The sequence below is a fragment of the Alistipes sp. An54 genome (assembly GCF_002159375.1).
GTDB lineage: Bacteria > Bacteroidota > Bacteroidia > Bacteroidales > Rikenellaceae > Alistipes > Alistipes megaguti.
Window position 1 is genome coordinate 147,519 of sequence record NZ_NFIA01000005.1, and the last position, 15,916, is coordinate 163,434.

At 61.1% G+C, this 15,916-nt stretch carries 15 protein-coding genes; 12 read left to right on the top strand and 3 right to left on the bottom strand.

Translation table 11 applies throughout. The annotated features are described in order from the left end of the window. Positions 1 to 5 precede the first annotated feature (5 nt). The 3 genes from B5G09_RS06610 to B5G09_RS06620 are packed head-to-tail and all read right to left on the bottom strand — an operon-like array spanning position 6 to position 3,585. Positions 6 to 266, bottom strand: coding sequence for a hypothetical protein (locus tag B5G09_RS06610; protein ID WP_087311543.1), 261 nt, complete (start codon positions 264 to 266; stop codon positions 6 to 8). Further along, positions 263 to 2,623 (bottom strand): hypothetical protein, encoded by a 2,361-nt coding sequence (locus tag B5G09_RS06615; RefSeq protein ID WP_087404555.1) that lies wholly within the window; start codon positions 2,621 to 2,623, stop codon positions 263 to 265. The genes B5G09_RS06610 and B5G09_RS06615 overlap by 4 nt, the downstream gene beginning before the upstream one ends. Next, complete coding sequence (locus B5G09_RS06620; protein WP_087404556.1) at positions 2,614 to 3,585, bottom strand: hypothetical protein; 972 nt, start codon at positions 3,583 to 3,585, stop codon at positions 2,614 to 2,616. The genes B5G09_RS06615 and B5G09_RS06620 overlap by 10 nt, the downstream gene beginning before the upstream one ends. Before the next feature lie 552 nt (positions 3,586 to 4,137). On the opposite strand from B5G09_RS06620, the gene B5G09_RS06625 reads away from it, so the two are divergent. From B5G09_RS06625 to B5G09_RS06680, 12 genes are all read left to right on the top strand, one after another. Beyond that, positions 4,138 to 4,599, top strand: coding sequence for an MqnA/MqnD/SBP family protein (locus B5G09_RS06625; protein WP_087404557.1), 462 nt, complete (start codon positions 4,138 to 4,140; stop codon positions 4,597 to 4,599). A gap of 75 nt (positions 4,600 to 4,674) precedes the next feature. After that, positions 4,675 to 5,658, top strand: a complete 984-nt coding sequence (locus tag B5G09_RS06630) for a CorA family divalent cation transporter (RefSeq protein WP_087311551.1) — start codon at positions 4,675 to 4,677, stop codon at positions 5,656 to 5,658. A 399-nt stretch (positions 5,659 to 6,057) separates the two neighbouring features. Continuing rightward, complete coding sequence (locus tag B5G09_RS06635; RefSeq protein WP_087404558.1) at positions 6,058 to 7,527, top strand: oligosaccharide flippase family protein; 1,470 nt, start codon at positions 6,058 to 6,060, stop codon at positions 7,525 to 7,527. Positions 7,528 to 7,530: 3 nt separating this feature from the next. Beyond that, entirely contained in the window at positions 7,531 to 8,676 is a 1,146-nt protein-coding gene (locus B5G09_RS06640) for a DNA polymerase III subunit delta (RefSeq protein ID WP_087311555.1), read from the top strand. Positions 8,677 to 8,688: 12 nt separating this feature from the next. Beyond that, positions 8,689 to 9,189 (top strand): 2-amino-4-hydroxy-6-hydroxymethyldihydropteridine diphosphokinase, encoded by a 501-nt coding sequence (gene folK, locus B5G09_RS06645; protein ID WP_087404559.1) that lies wholly within the window; start codon positions 8,689 to 8,691, stop codon positions 9,187 to 9,189. Positions 9,190 to 9,197: 8 nt separating this feature from the next. Beyond that, entirely contained in the window at positions 9,198 to 10,163 is a 966-nt protein-coding gene (locus B5G09_RS06650; RefSeq protein ID WP_087404560.1) for a hypothetical protein, read from the top strand. Between the two features lie 32 nt (positions 10,164 to 10,195). Continuing rightward, positions 10,196 to 12,202, top strand: coding sequence for an Ig-like domain-containing protein (locus B5G09_RS06655; RefSeq protein ID WP_241147592.1), 2,007 nt, complete (start codon positions 10,196 to 10,198; stop codon positions 12,200 to 12,202). Position 12,203: 1 nt separating this feature from the next. Then, the gene (locus tag B5G09_RS06660) at positions 12,204 to 13,028 is read left to right on the top strand and encodes an outer membrane beta-barrel protein (RefSeq protein ID WP_087404561.1); all 825 of its coding nucleotides are present in this window, start codon (positions 12,204 to 12,206) and stop codon (positions 13,026 to 13,028) included. 12 nt (positions 13,029 to 13,040) lie between these two features. Further along, on the top strand, positions 13,041 to 13,382 hold the full coding sequence (gene rbfA, locus B5G09_RS06665) for a 30S ribosome-binding factor RbfA (protein WP_087311563.1): 342 nt from the start codon (positions 13,041 to 13,043) through the stop codon (positions 13,380 to 13,382). Positions 13,383 to 13,395: 13 nt separating this feature from the next. Continuing rightward, positions 13,396 to 14,604, top strand: coding sequence for an FtsX-like permease family protein (locus tag B5G09_RS06670; protein WP_087404562.1), 1,209 nt, complete (start codon positions 13,396 to 13,398; stop codon positions 14,602 to 14,604). After that, on the top strand, positions 14,604 to 15,431 hold the full coding sequence (locus B5G09_RS06675; protein WP_241147593.1) for a DUF4296 domain-containing protein: 828 nt from the start codon (positions 14,604 to 14,606) through the stop codon (positions 15,429 to 15,431). Before B5G09_RS06670 ends, B5G09_RS06675 begins: the two co-directional genes overlap by 1 nt. Next, entirely contained in the window at positions 15,388 to 15,738 is a 351-nt protein-coding gene (locus B5G09_RS06680; RefSeq protein ID WP_087404563.1) for a hypothetical protein, read from the top strand. Before B5G09_RS06675 ends, B5G09_RS06680 begins: the two co-directional genes overlap by 44 nt. Positions 15,739 to 15,916: the final 178 nt, after the last annotated feature.

Here is a 15,916-nt window from a genome sequence, read left to right on the forward strand (position 1 = left end):
GATTTTCAGTGTTTGGAAAGGAGGTAAAAGGCGTTTCGAGCTTTTTCGTAGGAGCAGCAGAAGCGGTCGGCTGCCACCTCGAAGGCTTCGCAGCGGGGCATGCCCTGCCGTTCGAGCCGTTCGATTTCGTCGCGGATGGCGCGGCGTTCGCAGGCGCGGCGGTCGATCATTCCGCTTTCGAAGAGCGCGAGGACGGCCTGGCGGGGAGTCAGGCCGCGCACCTGGCGCAGGAGGTCCTCGCAGAGTTGTTCGTCGAGACGTGTCATAGCTGGTCGATGCGTTCGAAGGTGCAGCGGGTCGAGGCTTTTCGGGGGTCGTACTCGTCGATTTGTCGGAGAATGGCGCGGACGATGCCCTTGCCGGTGTCGATGCGGAAGATGGATCGGATGTCGGGTCCGCCGACTCCGGGCGAGAACAGCTCCTCGAATTCATGGGGTTCGATGTGAATCCAGAGCGAGACGCGTTCGCCGATGGCCTCTCTCCGGAGCTGCCGGTCGTAGTACCGGTGGAGACCTTCGGCTCCGTCGCGGTCTTCGAATCCGAGGGTGAAGGGTTCGGTCGATTCGTCGCCGGGGTAGAGGAATGCCGCCAGCGGATATTCGTTGCGTCCGGAGGGGTATCCCCATCGTTCATCCTCGGGCAGGGGGATGACGCCGGCGTAGCGGACGATACGCGGGGTGAAGTTCGTGCCGTCGTCTTCGGCATCGTCGCGGTCCCCGACCTGCAGCAGCCGGGCCGAGGGGGCGTTCAGGTAGTATCCCGTCGAGCTGAGTGTCGGGGCGAAGAGCGGGTTGCGGAGAGTCTTCTCGCCCATCATCGTGGCGCACGAGGGGGATGCGTAGCTCCAGGCGCCGAGTGTGGTCTGCTCTTCGGAGTTGAACCGGGAGACGGCGCCGTCGCCTTCGAGGAATTTCCAGGTTCGTTTTTCGTGGACCGAGGGGGCGATCTGCTCGCAGACGACGGGGCGTGAGAAGTCGGTGCGGCGGCTCCAGTCGATCTCCGGCGCGGCGCCGTAGAAGTCGACCTCGGGTTCGATCCATACGGTGCGGGTCTCCTCTTCGGTGTAACAGCGCAGGTTGAAGAGGTGGAAGAGGCTCTCGAGCAGTTCGGACTGGCGGATGTTGTGGCGGGCGACATCCGTGAAGTCGATCGAGGAGCCGAACGCCGGTCCGGGTTGAAAGACGGGCCGCAGCGAACACTCCTTGTGCAGGGTCAGCTTCATCTCCTCTTCGGCTCCGCCGAAGTAGATGAGGTTGAAATACTTGGGAGAAGTCGGCGATACCTGTTCCGGAGAGCTTCGGAGCCGGACTTCGACGGTTGTTGTGCCGTATTCGCCGATGTATCCGTTGTGGAGAGCCCAGTTTCCGGTGTAGGGGACCCACTGTCCATTTTCGTAGACGGACAGTTTGAGGTTGGATAGCTGTCCCGTCGCGGGGCTGTTGATTACGACCGTTCGTGCGGAGAAGGTGGTCCAGAGGGTATCCTGAGCGACGCCCCGATTCAGGGTCAACCGGTATTGGGCACCATCCTTGTGGTCAAAGACGATTACCCGGTAGGTGATGTTCCTGGCGATATTGTCGCGTTGGTCTTGGTATCGGTTTGCTAGCGTGAACTGGAATTCGGATCCGGATCCGAGGTAGATGGTGTCGAAACCGATGAGGCGATCCCGGGAGAGGATTCGGTGATAGGTGGTATATTTGAGGTAGTACTCGAATCCGACGGTGATTTCGGAAGGGGGCGTGAAGCAGATCTTGCCGTCGACCGTCGAGAAGCAGTTTCCGTTGTTGTAGAGGCCGCTGATGGCTTGGCCGTCGTCGTCGATGCTCTGCGGGGTGGCCGTATCGACGATATTGCCGAGGGTGTTGGCGATGGCGTCGGGGTTTGCCACGACGCGTCCTACCTCGTTGGCCTCGGCGGTGACGGGACCGAGTCTTCGGGCGGCGAACCCCATGCGGTTGACGGCGGCGGTGGTGTCCCGGGTGGCGTAGGCGCCGCTCATGTAGAGCGAGCGGAAGAGGTCGGACTCCAGGAACCGGCTTTTGACCTGATAGCCGGACTGGGCGAAGATCTCGTCGACGAGCGATGCGACGTGGAGGAAGGGGTGGTAATCCTCCACGGCAAGGAAGCGTTCGGCGGGGAGCAGGTCGGTGGAGCTGTTCTGCTGCTCGTACTGGTCGTGGTGGACGGGGAAGAACTTGACGGGCGAGTCGTTCGTCCAGCTCTGGCAGATCATCGTGGGGGTCAGTCGGGCTTTCCAGTCGATTGGCAGGTCGTCCAGCTGGCGCCAGGAGGCCTGTGAGGCCCAGTCGGCGCCTCCGCTGCGGATTTCGATTTCGTAGCTGTCGTCTCCGACGGAGAGGAGCCGGACCGACCCTTCGATCAGCCGGGCCCCCTCGTAGGAGAGTTCGGCGGAGTGGGTCGTGTCGTTGAACCGGAAGGCGGTCTGCGCATCGTCGGCCCAACCGAGCAGGGCGTTGTTGCGGGGAGAGAAGGGTATTTTGAGCGTCAGAGAGCGCCCTTCGCGGGCGGCCTCGATGGATTCGGCCTCCGTGGCCGCATATCCGGGGACGGCGATCGGGTCGGTTCCCGGATCACAGATCTGTCCGTCGATTTTCAGCTCCATGACGAGGTGGTTTTGGGACGAAAGGCCAACTCCAGAGCGCAGAGTGTACCGTGCTGTTGGATGACGACCTCATCGGTCAGGATGTCGATCGGGGTGTAGATGTCCTTCTTCAGGGCCCAGACATTGCGGGCCGAGGTGAGTTCGGCAAGGGGTTCCAGCACTTCGGGGCGTTCGAAGGCCGAGACGATGGTTGTCTTGCGGAGGGTTTCGGCGGCGGTGACCAGATACCCTTCGGGGGATTCGGTGCGGAGTTTTTCGACGAGCAGCGAGGTCTGGCGGACCGTGGGAAAGGAGTAGTGTTCGATTGCTCCGGTGTGGGATTCCCAGGCGAGTCTGACGGCGTTCTGTGAGGCGGGGATCACCGTGTAGACGATGCTCTCACCGATGCCCGTGTCGACCGTGATGGTATCGCAGTCGGGGAAATCGGCCGTGTTGAGTCGGAAGACCTGCCATCCGTATTGCGAAGATTCGAACTGTTCGGCGACGGTCGAGTCGCGTCCGGATCCCGAGACGAGGAGGGTGCAGCCGTTGTTGTTGAAGAGGGAGATTTCGTCGGCTTCGCCGGCCGGGATGAGCCGGTTGAGGGGCATTGCGGTTCGCAGTCCGGAGGATTGGGCGCTTTGATCGCCGGGGATGAAGGTCCGGGTCTCGGAGGTGAGTTCGATGGTCTCGCTGCCGGGGTGCAGGGCCTCGACACAGGCCCGGATGAGGCGGCCGTCCGTTGATTTGAAGCCGGTTTTGCCGGTTGAGGGGGTGAATGCCATGACGGACCGGATCCGTGCGGCGACGTCGATGTCGGCCCGGGAGACATTGACGAAGCGTTTTCCGCCCAGGAGTCGGTTGGACTCCGTTTTGCGGATGCGGAGGTCGATGTTGTCCGGCGCATCGAGTTGAAGCCCGAAAATGGCCGGTATCCCGGCTCCAACGGGCGCGTACGCGTCTGGATACTTGTAGAATTGCATGGATGAAGGTTTTAGAGGAGTGGTTCGGAATTGTCTGGGACGGTTGAGGGCTCTGAGGGGCTTCCGGATACGGATCGGGAGTGGCTGGAAGTCCGGGCGGCACGATGTCCGGATGGAGTCTCGGCGGGTTGGAAATTCGGCTTGGCGGAGGACAGCGGACAGTATGTCCGGGGGCACCGGAGCGAACGACGGCCTTTGTGTTGACAACTTGTCGATAAGTTGTCTACAATTTGTTTATGATTTGGAATAACTTGCGGCAAGTATCTCGCGGATTGCGGATTGACACATGTTTATAACTTGCCGACTGAAGGCCTCAGCCTGTGAATTGCAGGACAAATATACGACACCGGCCACCCCCTTGTCAAGAGGAGAACGCACTTTTTCCAAAAAATATGGAAAAATTTCCGGAATTTTATCGTACCTTTGTTTCACGAACCAACATTATATACCTTATGGATGATGGTCACAGTTCCGCGTATAGCCGTTGTGTCGTGCCTGAGCACGACGCCATTCATTTATGGTATCCGACACGAGGGTAACCTTCGTGCGGAATTGTTGCTGTCTACCCCTTCCGAATCCCTCCAACGTTTCGTCGACCGCCAGGCCGACATCGCCCTGATCCCCGCTGCGGCCTACCCGACGCTGAAAAGCGCGCGTCTGGTTACGGAGTATTGTGTCGGCGGAGTTCCGGCGTCGCTCGATGCCCTGCTCGGAAGCGACGATCCGCTCGTCGAGGCGTGGAAACCCTACGCGCAGCTTCCGATGGCCTTTGCACTGTGGGTGGCCCATCCGGAGGTGGAGCCCGAGACGGTCGAGGCGCTGCAGTATGCGCTGACCTACGGTCTGGAGCGGGGTTATGAGGCCATTCTCGAATCGCCCTATGCCGATGATGCGGGGGGTGCCTATGCAGGGCTGGCCCGTTTCGACTACATTTTTGACAATCAGAAAGACAAGGCGCTCAAGAAGTTCTGGGACTCGGGCCTGAAGGTGGCCCCGAGGACCAATCCGGGCTGAAGAGGTTAGCGCGGGCCACGGGGTCCGCCTCTCTGTCCAGGGATTCACGAACTGTCAACGATTAGAGAGCCTTACATGATAACCATCTACCTCAAACAATACAACAAGATCATCCGGAATGCGGATACGAAGCTCTTCGACGAGTTGGGTTACGACGACATTCTGTGGATCGACATGTTGTCTCCCACGATCAAGGAGCAGAAGGCGGTCGAGAATTTCATGGAGATCAGCCTTCAGACCAAGCAGCAGGTCGAGGAGATCGAGTCGACGTCGAAATACTCGGAGAACGAGAATTCGATCGTCTCGAATGCGAACTTCTTCATCCCGACGGGTGATTCGTTTATCGTCGAACCGGTTTCGTTCATCATCTCGAACGAGGGTGTGCTGGTTTCGGTGCGCAATGCGGAGTTCCGGACCTTCCGCGAGACGGAGAAGCGGCTTCAGATGAACTACCGGAGCTACTCGACGGGCTATCATTTGTTCATCTCGCTGCTGGAGGTGCGCATCGACTTTGATGCCGACCTGGTGGAGCTGATTGCCAAACAGGTTGCGGCGCTTTCGAAGGACATCAACTCGGAGGATTCGATCGACAAGGAGGTACTGCACCGCATCAGCGCCCTTCAGGAGAGTACGATGTCGTTGCGCGAGAACATCTTCGACCGGCAGCGGGTGCTGTCGGGCATTCTGCGTTCGGAGCGTTTTCCGAACGATATCTACCCGCGTCTGCAGCTGATGATCAAGGACGTGAATTCGCTGATCAACCATGCGGACTTCAGTTTCCAGCGTTTGGACTACATCCAGGATGCGGCGCTGGGTCTGATCAACATCGAGCAGAACGGCATTGTGAAGATCTTCTCGGTGGCTGCGGTGATCTTCATGCCGGCGACGCTCATCGCGTCGATCTACGGCATGAACTTCAAGACGATGCCCGAGCTGGAGTGGACGTGGACGCTTTCGAACGGCTGGGTCATTCCGCTGGGTTACCTTTTTGCCATCGCGCTGATGATCATCGCGTCGATCCTGACGATCTGGTTCTTCCGCTACAAGAAGTGGCTCTGAGGAGGTGCGTGTAAGGCGTTTCCTTACGGGCGACGTTGCCGGATCGGGCGACGTCGCATGCCTTTGCCGGCGGCGCTGACCCCTGCCCCGGTTTTCTCTCCGGTTTCTCCTTGGGCCCTCGCCGTCTTCTGTACCCGGTCTTTTTACCCTCCTTCCCCTCGGCCCGCATTCAGTCCGTCCTGTTGCCATACGTCCGGTCTTCATGCAGTCCGGTTCCGGCTCGCTCCTCTCTGACTCATCTCTTTCGTCTGCCGGCCGTTGTGCGGCGCTGTGCGGTGTGCTTCCGGTGCTGTTCCGGACGGTGGTGGCCCGATTGTGCCCCTCTTTCCATGAAAGAGGGTGAAATGATGCGGGCAATCCGGTTAAAATTTGTATCTTTGCTGCCTATATAGCCTCAGTATGCTCGAAAAACTGGCCAAACAGACTGCCGTCTACGGCATCAGCACCATCGTGGTGCGCTTCCTGAGCTACCTGCTCACGCCCTACTATACGCGGGTGTTCGGACAGGAGACCTACGGAATCGTCACCGACGTCTACGCGCTGATTCCGCTGGCGCTGACGCTGCTGACGATGGGCATGGAGTCGAGCTACTTCCGCTTTTCGGCCAAGGCCGAGGAGGCGGGGGGTGACGTGGCGGGGGCCAAACGGCGTCTTTTCGCCACGACATGGGGCATCACGTCGCTGGCCGCGGCGGTCTTCTTCCTTCTGATGACGCTTTTTCGCGGAGGGGTTGCCTCGCTCATGGGCGAGGCCTACGTGGCCCATCCGGAGTATGTCGTCTGGGTGGCGCTGATCATCCTCTTCGACGTGTGGGGCTGCATTCCCTTCTCGCGGCTGCGCGAGCAGGGGCGGGCGATGACCTTCGTGGGGCTGAAGGCGCTGAACGTGGTGCTGAACGTGGTGCTGGCCTTCGGATTCGGAGCGGCGGGGCTTTTCCGGACGGATTTCGGCGTGGGATGGGTTTTCGTGGCCAATCTGGCGGCGAGCGTAGTGACGTGGCTGGCAATCCTGACGACCACGAACCGCACCGTTCCGCGGATCAACTGGACGCTTCTGGCGGCGGTTTTCGCCTATTCGCTGCCGCTGCTGGTCGGGGGACTGGCCGGCACGGCCAACGAGTTCATCGACCGCCAGCTGATCAAATACCTCGTTCCGGAGGGCTCAATGGCCCAGCTGGGGGTCTACGGCGCCATCACGAAGATCGCCGTGGTGATGATGCTCTTCTACCAGATGTACCGGCTGGCGGCGGAGCCCTTCTTCCTGTCGAATTTCAAGAAATCGGACTTCGTGGCGATGAACGCCGCGGCGCTGAAATACTACGTCATGGCCTCGATGGTGATCTTTCTGGGCATCGCGCTCTTCCGCGACCTCTTTGCGCTGATCGTGGGGCGGGATTTCCGCGAAGGGATCTTCATCCTGCCGGTGGTGCTGGGGGCCAATGTGCTGACGGGCGTGTGGCTGAACCTCTCGTTCTGGTACAAACGCGAGGAGCGGACGTCGCTGGCCATTGTGGTGACGGGTTCGGGACTGGTTGCCATGACGCTCTTCGGCTTCGGCCTGATCCCGCGATGGGGTTACTACGGTGCGGCCTGGGCGCGTCTGGCCAGTGAATCGGTGATGGTTGCCGTGAGCTGGTGGCTCAACCGCCGCTACTTCCCGACGCCCTATCCGTGGGGACGGATCTGGGAGTATGTCGTCGTGGCCCTGGCGGCCTTTGCGCTGTGCGAGACGATGTCGCGCCTTGTGGACAATATGTTTGCGGGCTATGCGTTTAATATAGTGATCTTTGTGGTGTACGGGCTCTATCTGATCCGTCGCGAGCGGATCGACGTGGGGGCCATGCTCCGCGCGGTACTGAAACGGGGTTAAGGGATGCGCTTTGCGGATATCATCGGACAGGAGGATCTGAAACGGCATCTGACCCGCTCGGTTGATGCCGGACGGGTGAGCCATGCGCAGCTCTTCACCGGGGCCTCGGGCTACGGGACGCTGGCTTTGGCGGTGGCCTACGTGCAGTACCTCTGCTGCCGCCACCGCCACGACGGGGACTCGTGCGGCGAATGCCCGGACTGCCGGCAGATCGAGGCGCTGGCCCATCCGGATCTGCACCTGGTCTTTCCGGTCAACCGGCAGGGCAAGAAGTCGGGCGAGGCGATGCTGAGCGACGAGTTTCTGCCGCAGTTCCGCGAACTGTTCGCCGAACGACGGGGTTACTTTTCACCGCAGGAGTGGTACGACCGGCTGGATCTGGGCAAGACGCTCAAGGGGATGATCTCGGCGCGTGAGGCGGACGAAATCATCCGCAAGCTGTCGTTCAAGAGCTTCGAGTCGGACTACAAGACGATGCTGGTCTGGCTGCCGGAGACGATGAACGAGGAGGCGGCGAACAAGATTCTGAAGATTCTGGAGGAGCCTTGGGAGCGGACGCTCTTCATTCTGGTGAGCGAACGTCCCGACCGGCTGCTTCCGACGATTCTCTCGCGGACGCAGGAGGTGTCCGTGCCGCGCATCACGCCGGAGGTGCTCGAGGCCGAGGCTCGGCGGCGGGGGGTGAGCGATCCGCAGCAGGCGCACAATATGGCGCGGCTGGCGGGGGGCGACGTGCTCGAACTGGGGCACCTGGTGGCGGGCGAGAACGACGCGCTGCGCAAGGAGTATTTCGATCTCTTCTGCAGTCTGATGCGTCTGAGCTATAACGACAAACACCTCGAACTGATCGGCTGGGCCGAGGAGGTGGCGCAGCTCTCGCGCGAGCAGCAGCAGGGCTTTCTGCGCAATGCGGCGCGGCTGCTGCGGGAGAGTTTCATGCTCCATGCGGGGATTCCTCAGATCGGCTACCTGTGGGGCGAGGAGCTGGCCTTCTGCTCGAAATTTGCGCCGTTCGTCGGGACGCAGAACATCGAGCCGCTGATTGCGGAGATCGAGCGGGCGGGGGTGCAGATCGCGCAGAACGGGAATCCGACGATCGTATTCACACATTTTGCACTCACGGTGAGCAAGATGATAAAACATTTGTAGCTTTGTAACGGTATGGCACGAGTGGCATTGTTAATGGGCGGCAACCTGGGGGACGTGAAGCGGACCCTCCAAACGGCACAACAGTTGATCAATTCGCGGGTAGGCGCGGTTCTGCGCTGTTCGCACCGTTACGAGAGCGAGGCGTGGGGCTTCCGGAGCTCGACGCGCTTCTCGAACCAGGCGCTGGAGGTCTCGACCGACCTCACGCCGCACGAGGTGCTGGACGCCTGCCAGGCGATCGAACGGGACCTGGGGCGCAACCGGGCTGCGGAGGCCATCGAGAAGGCGACGTCGGGTGCAGCCTACTGTTCGCGGCCGATCGACATCGACGTGATCTTCTACGACGACGTGGTGCTGTCGGACGAACGGTTGACACTGCCCCACCCGCGGCTTGCCGAACGGGAGTTTGCGCTGGTTCCGCTGAACGAGATCATGCGCCAGCGGCGGCATCCGGTGACGGGGCTGACCGTGGGAGAGATGTTGGAACGGCTTCGCAACGAAGAGAAACGATAACACGCCGGATGAAACGCATCGGGTACATACTGCTGACGGGACTTGGGCTGCTGGCGTCGGGGTGTTTCAAGGACACCTCGATCCGGACGAACTATATCCTCAAGCCGCTGTCCCAGGCCCTTTCGACGGATCCCTACACGCCGTTCGAGGGGCTGAAAGCCTACTCCTTCGACGCCGATACGGCGCTCTATACGGTGTCGAGCTACGAGGATGCGCTCAACGGCGTCATCAGCCTGAAGGGGCGGCCCTCGGAGCGGATCACGACGCCCGTGTCGACGTCGGCGCCCTACGAGCGGGAGGGGACGACAGGGTGGGTGAGCCTCGAGCTGCGGTCTCCGACGCAGATGGTCGTGGCGGTGGATCCGGTCCACCGGCTCTACGCCTATACGCAGCAGGAGGTGGAGGTGAATCTGCCGAACCTCTACGTGGCTCTGACCTTCCGGACGTGGAAGGAGGGCAACTCCTACAAGGACGGCAACTGGAGCTATTACAACGAATTCTATGCGCCGCCGGTCTACCGCGACTGCTACGTGGACGCGAAGGCGCAGCTGAGCGAGGGGGCCGCCGAGACGGCCATCTCGAAGATGGAGGTCTACGCCTATGCGGCCGATACGACGGCATGGTATATCGCCTCGTACGACGATGCGGTGAGCGGCCGGATCACCTCGAAGGCCGACACGACCGACACGCGGACGATCCCGAGTTTCCGGGGCTACGCCGACAGCGGCACGGGCCTTTACAAGATGTCGGTCAGTGCCGGGAGTCTGATGGTGGTGGTAGCGGACCGCAGCGACCGGATGTACGCCTATACGCAGCAGACGGTGGATCTCACGCAGACGGATGCGCTGACCTTCCCGGCGCTGGTATTCCGGCCGTGGCGGGGGCTGTGGCACGATGCGACGGATACGAACGGCTGGCTGGTGGTCAATCCGACCTATGAACCAGAGGCCGAAAAGCAAAACCAACAACCATGATGAGACGGGAGACACCCCATAGCGCCGGGAAGATGAATTTTCTGCGAGCGGTCGTATTTTTGCTCTTTGCCACGGCCTTTCTGAGCCGCTGTGCGAGCATGATGACGCCGACGGGAGGTCCCCGGGACTCGCTGCCGCCGGTGATCGTGACGATGCTTCCGGACAACTTCACGACGAACGTCCCGACGGTGAACTACGGGAAGATCTACATCGAGTTCGACGAGTTCGTGCAGATCAAGGACCAGCAGAAGGAGTTCTTCACCTCGCCGCAGATGAAGAAGAAGCCGACGATCACGATGCGTGGCCGCGGCATCGTGATCCAGATGCGGGACACGCTTCGTCCGAACACGACCTATGCGCTGAATTTCGGCAGTGCGATCCGCGACAATAACGAGGGCAATCCGCTCTATTCGATGCGTTACGTCTTTTCGACGGGCCCGGAGATCGATTCGATGGTCATGTCGGGCTATACGGCCGACGGTTACCGGGCCGATTCGGTTTCGAAGTCGTTCATCTGGTTCTACCCGGCCGATTCGGTGAAGGATGTGGCGGAGTACGACTCGACGCTCTTCAACTACCAGCCGGCGGTGATCGGTCGGGCGGAGAACAACGGCATCTTCATTGCGCAGAACCTCAAGCCGATCCCCTACCGGATCTACGCCGTGGAGGACAAGAACGACAATCAGATGTACGATCCGGGAACCGACCAGGTGGGCTTCATCGACGGGGTGTGGAATCCGGCCGAGATGCCCGACTTTGCGATGTGGTACGACTCGATCCGGCAGTACGTCTCGGCCGAGCCGCAGCTTTACTTCCGGATGTTCACCGACCAGGCCTTCAAGCGTCAGGTGCTGTCGGAGAGCCAGCGTCCGAAGCAGCACCAGGCGATGCTCTACTTTTCGGCGGCGCATCCGGTGATCCGGTCGCTGCGATTCGACAGCATTCCGGAGGATCGGGTGATCGTCGATCCGCAGACCGTCGGCAGGGATACCATCGCGCTGTGGTTCAACGTCCCGTCGGCCGAGCTTCCGGATACGATCAAGGGTCAGCTCGTCTATCTGAAACACGATACGCTGAACCGCCTGCAGCCCGACACGACGCAACTGAAGCTTTCGTGGCGGCTGATCGAGACCAAGGAGCAGGAGCGTGCGCGGGAGAAGATCGAGCGAGCCCGGAAGAAGGCCGAGGCGGCGGGCGAGGAGTTCGTGGAGCCGAAGCAGGAGAATCCCTTCGTCTTCAACATGCCGACGTCCGGGGATCTGAATCCGGAGAACCACCTGACGATCGACTTCGACTACCCGCTGGTCGAGGCCGACACGTCGCGGATGCTGCTGACGCGGCAGCTGGAGGACAATACGATCGAGGATGTCCCGATCCACATGGTCCACGACACGGCGATGCTGAGGCGGTGGTACCTGCGTGCGGATTGGGTTCCGGGGGGGCAGTATACGCTGACGATCCCGGACAGTGTTTTCCGCGACGTGGCGGGCTACGCCAACGACTCGATCGTGGGGAAATATACGGTCTGCGATCCGGAGAAGTTCGCCACGGTGAAGGTCCGCGTTGCGGCCCGGGATCCGCAGATGCGCTACATCGTGCAGCTGCTCGACGGGAGCGGGACGCTGAAACAGGAGCGGCGCGACGTTGTTGCGGGCGACATCCAGTTCAACTACGTGCCGGCCGGGGAGATCAAGTTCCGCATCATCGAGGACCGCAACGGCAACGGCAAGTGGGATACGGGCAATCTGGTCGAGCGTCGCCAGCCGGAGCGAGCCGAGATGTATGTCAACGCGGAGGGTGAGGATACCTTTGCGACGAAGACCAACTGGGAGATCGAGTTCACGATGGATATGGACCGGATCTTTGCTCCGGTGACGATGCAGTCGCTGTCGCGGATGCTCGACGAGCGGGAGCTCCAGCGCCTGCGCCGTGAGGCGGAGAAGCGGGCCAAGGAGGGTCCGAAGAAGAAGGAGCAGCCGCAGAATATGAACAACAGCAGCTTCGGTTCGGCCGGAAGCATGTTCAGCAATTTCAGATAACATGACAGGAAGACGACATATGCGGATATGGCTGCTGTCGGCGGCGGGACTGTTAGCTGTCGAAGCGGCCAGTTCGCAGCATACGCTGGGCGTCATCGGGGGCTACGGCATGGGCAGCGGACGATTTGACCCGAAGCAGGAGACGCGGGCGCTCTGGGGTCTCTACAGCGGGGGTCTGACGTGGCGTTACTACGGTCATCAGCGTTTCGTGGGGGGCTTCGGCGTCGATCTGGAGTTCCAGCAGCAGGCCTATTCGTTTGCGACGAACGCCTCGCAGGTCGACGAGAAGGAGACGGCCAACTATCTCTACTATACGCGACGGATCAATTCGGTGGTTCTACCGGTGGTGTGGCAGCCGCACGCCTATCTGCTTCGGAACCATGTCCGGGTCTATCTGGAGGCCGCGGCGACCTTCTTCTACAACTTCTCGTCGACGTGGGAGCAGGAGTATTTCATCGACACGCAGACGCGTGAGAAGGGGACCGAAGGGGGCACCTATACGTTCAAGGTGCCGCGCGACAACCGCTGGGGCTACGGTCTGGCGGGTGGCGGGGGCATCGCGTTTCTGATCCGGCGCTTCGAGCTGAACTTCCGGGTTCGCTACTACTTCGGCTATTCGGATATCGTGCGCAACCGCAACCGTTACTACGACAATGCCGACGACGGGCCGGAGAACCCCTTCTATACGACGCCGATGCGATCGCCGCTGGACAACCTGACGATCTCCGTCGGATTGAGCTACCGCTTCAACAAGGAGGGATTCGAGACGTGGAAGCCGCGGCCGAAACGCGAGAAGAACAAGGAGGTATTCAAGTTCGGACTGTAAAACGAGGAAATTATGGAAACAACGCGACAACAGAAAATCGCCAAACAGATCCAGAAGGATGTGGCGGATATCTTCCAGAAGGAGGGGGCCTCGCTGGTCCGCGGGGCCTTGGTCACGGTGACGGGCGTCCGGGTATCTCCGGATTTCAGCTATGCGAAGATCTACGTGAGCATCTTCCCCTTCGAGCAGAGCCAGGCGCTCATGGAGCGCTTCGAGCACCAGAGCTGGTTCATCCGTCGGGCCCTGGGGCAGCGGATCCGCAACCAGCTGAAGAACATCCCGGAGATCCAGTTCTTCCTGGACGACTCGCTCGAGTATATCGAGCACATCGAGAAGGCGTTGAAGGAGGACTGAGACACGGTCTGCCATGCTTTCCCGCTACATAGCCCGGCGATATTTCTTCTCACCCCGTTCACGTTCGGTCGTGAATCTGATTTCGGGGTTGAGCGTGGCTGCCGTGGCGATTCCCGTGGCGGCGATGGTGATCCTGCTGTCGGTCTTCAACGGATTCGAGACGCTGGTCAAGTCGATGTATTCGGCCTTTGACGCGGAGTTGACGTTAACGCCGCGGCGGGGTCAGACCTTTTCGGTGACGGATCTCGACACGGCGGCGCTGCGGCGGATTCCGGGGGTCGGAGCCCTGTCGCTCACGCTGGAACAGAGCGTGCTGCTCGAACACGGGGGGCGCCAGGCCACGGCGACGCTGCGGGGTGTGGATGACTCCTACGGCGAGGTCTTCGACCTGTCGGATGCCGTGGTGACGGGCCAGTGGCGCGTGCGCCTGGGCGATCTCGAGCGGCTGGTCATCGGACAGTCGATGGCGTGGATGCTGGGGATTCGCTCGCTGGCGGATGCCGACGTGACGATGTACGCCGTGCGCCGGGGGAGTTTCTCGACGCTGCTGCCGATGGACAACTATACGCGCCGCACGGAGCCCGTGGGGGGTGTCTACGTGCTGGACCTCGATACGGAACGGACCTACGTGCTGACCTCGCTGCGGCTGGCGCAGTCGCTCTTCGAGACGCCGGACCGGGTTTCGGCCGTCCAGATCCGGCTGATCCCGGGGGCCAGCCCCGAGCGGACGCGCGAAGCGGTCGCGGCATCGGCTGGCGACGGCTTCCAGGTCCGGACACGCGACGAACTGCGGGCATCGTTCTACCGGATCATGACCTATGAGAAGTGGGGCATCTTCTTCATTGCGCTGCTGGTTCTGGTTGTGGCCTCGTTTTCGGTGGTGGGGGCGCTGTCGATGCTCATCGTCGAGAAGCGCGGTGACGTGGAGACGCTGCGGGCGCTGGGAGCCGATACGGACCTGATCCGGTCGATCTTCCGCACCGAGGGGCTGCTGATCTGCGGCCTGGGGGGTGTGATCGGACTGGTCGTAGGGGTGACGTTGAGCCTTCTGCAGCAGCATCTGGGTCTGATCGAGATTCCGGCGGAGAGTTTCCTCACGAAGAGCTATCCGGTGGAGTTCCGCCTGACGGATCTGGTGGTCGTTGCGGCGGCCTTTGCGGTGGTAGCGGCGCTGCTTGCGAACGTGACGGTCCGCAGCATGATAAGGAAAACAACCCGATGATGAAGATGAAACGATATCTGCTGTATGCGTTGACGGGCCTGCTTCTGGCGGGCTGCAACCGGCATACGATCATTCCGGACGACGAACTGGCGTTGATCTTCCACGATGCGTTCCTGACGAATGCCTACCTCAATGTGGAGAAGGTTCCGACGGATTCGCTGCGTCTGTACGAACCGATTTTTGCGCGCTACGGCTATACGACCGACGATGTCCACTATACGATCGGCAACTTTTCGAAACGCAAGAGTGCGCGTCTGGGCGATGTGGTGGAGCGTGCGATCGACCTGCTGGAGGCCGAGGGGAAGATCTACAACCGGGAGGTAGCCATTCTGGATACGATCGACAACGTGGCTCGGCGGACCTTTACGGAGACGCTTCGTTCGGATTCGCTGATTCGGGTTCGCTCGCTTCGGGATACCTCGCTGTTGAGTTTTACGGTGGATGTCGAGCCTGGCGAGTATGATCTGTCGCTGCGCTACGAGATTGATTCGTTGGACCGGAATCCGCGGGGTCTGAAGGCCCTGATGTGGCTGGAGCGTCGGGACAGCACGCGGACGGGGACCTATACGACGACGCTCCGCCGCAACCGGGAGGAGCGTTTTACGCGGCAGTTTACGACCGACACGACGCATCGGCGGCTTCATGTCCATTTTCTGACCTTCGGCGAGAAGGCGCAGCGGCCCTCCGTCACGGTTCGGGATCTGAAGCTGACGCACACGCCTCCGGCGGCTCCGGCCGTGGAGCGCCTCTACGAGCAACAGCTCAATATCCGTATATTTGCCGATGAATTCTTCCGCAAAGCCCTTCCGCCGCAGGATAGCCTCTAATCTGCTCTGGACGCCGCAGGGGGTGTTGCGCCAACCGTTGGTCACCTTTTATGCCGACGGGAGTTTTCTGGTGGAACAGTGTCCGATGCCCGATCGGCTGGCGGCGACGGAGTTTTATGCGGGGCTGCTGGTGGCGGACTTCCCGGCGGATTGCCGACCGGCCTTCGAACGGATGCGGGCGGAGGGGGGAGATCTTGCCGTACTGCTTCCGCGAATGGTGGTCGAAGGGGGTGTCTGGGTGGTGATCTCGGGGCTGGACTACGCGGCTCTGCGCCTTACGCCCCAGTCGCGGATCCGGCCGTTGTAACTGCGGATCGCCGGCTTCGCCCCGGCTCCGATCCGGTTTCGCCCTCTCGTCCCGTTCTATCCTGCCCTCCTGCGTTCATCCCGCTATGGCCTATCTGTCCGAACGTTCCTTATCCGGCCCTGTCCATTGTCTGTTCCGGTTTGTTCCGGGCCGTCCCTCCTTTCCCCTCCGATTTCCC

Coding starts and splice junctions, on each gene's coding strand:
- B5G09_RS06610 (WP_087311543.1), bottom strand. CDS start 266: ATGACACGTCTCGACGAACAACTCTGCGAGGACCTCCTGCGCCAGGTG.
- B5G09_RS06615 (WP_087404555.1), bottom strand. CDS start 2,623: ATGGAGCTGAAAATCGACGGACAGATCTGTGATCCGGGAACCGACCCG.
- B5G09_RS06620 (WP_087404556.1), bottom strand. CDS start 3,585: ATGCAATTCTACAAGTATCCAGACGCGTACGCGCCCGTTGGAGCCGGG.
- B5G09_RS06630 (WP_087311551.1), top strand. CDS start 4,675: ATGATAACCATCTACCTCAAACAATACAACAAGATCATCCGGAATGCG.
- B5G09_RS06635 (WP_087404558.1), top strand. CDS start 6,058: ATGCTCGAAAAACTGGCCAAACAGACTGCCGTCTACGGCATCAGCACC.
- B5G09_RS06640 (WP_087311555.1), top strand. CDS start 7,531: ATGCGCTTTGCGGATATCATCGGACAGGAGGATCTGAAACGGCATCTG.
- folK (WP_087404559.1), top strand. CDS start 8,689: ATGGCACGAGTGGCATTGTTAATGGGCGGCAACCTGGGGGACGTGAAG.
- B5G09_RS06650 (WP_087404560.1), top strand. CDS start 9,198: ATGAAACGCATCGGGTACATACTGCTGACGGGACTTGGGCTGCTGGCG.
- B5G09_RS06655 (WP_241147592.1), top strand. CDS start 10,196: ATGAATTTTCTGCGAGCGGTCGTATTTTTGCTCTTTGCCACGGCCTTT.
- B5G09_RS06660 (WP_087404561.1), top strand. CDS start 12,204: ATGACAGGAAGACGACATATGCGGATATGGCTGCTGTCGGCGGCGGGA.
- rbfA (WP_087311563.1), top strand. CDS start 13,041: ATGGAAACAACGCGACAACAGAAAATCGCCAAACAGATCCAGAAGGAT.
- B5G09_RS06670 (WP_087404562.1), top strand. CDS start 13,396: ATGCTTTCCCGCTACATAGCCCGGCGATATTTCTTCTCACCCCGTTCA.
- B5G09_RS06675 (WP_241147593.1), top strand. CDS start 14,604: ATGAAGATGAAACGATATCTGCTGTATGCGTTGACGGGCCTGCTTCTG.
- B5G09_RS06680 (WP_087404563.1), top strand. CDS start 15,388: ATGAATTCTTCCGCAAAGCCCTTCCGCCGCAGGATAGCCTCTAATCTG.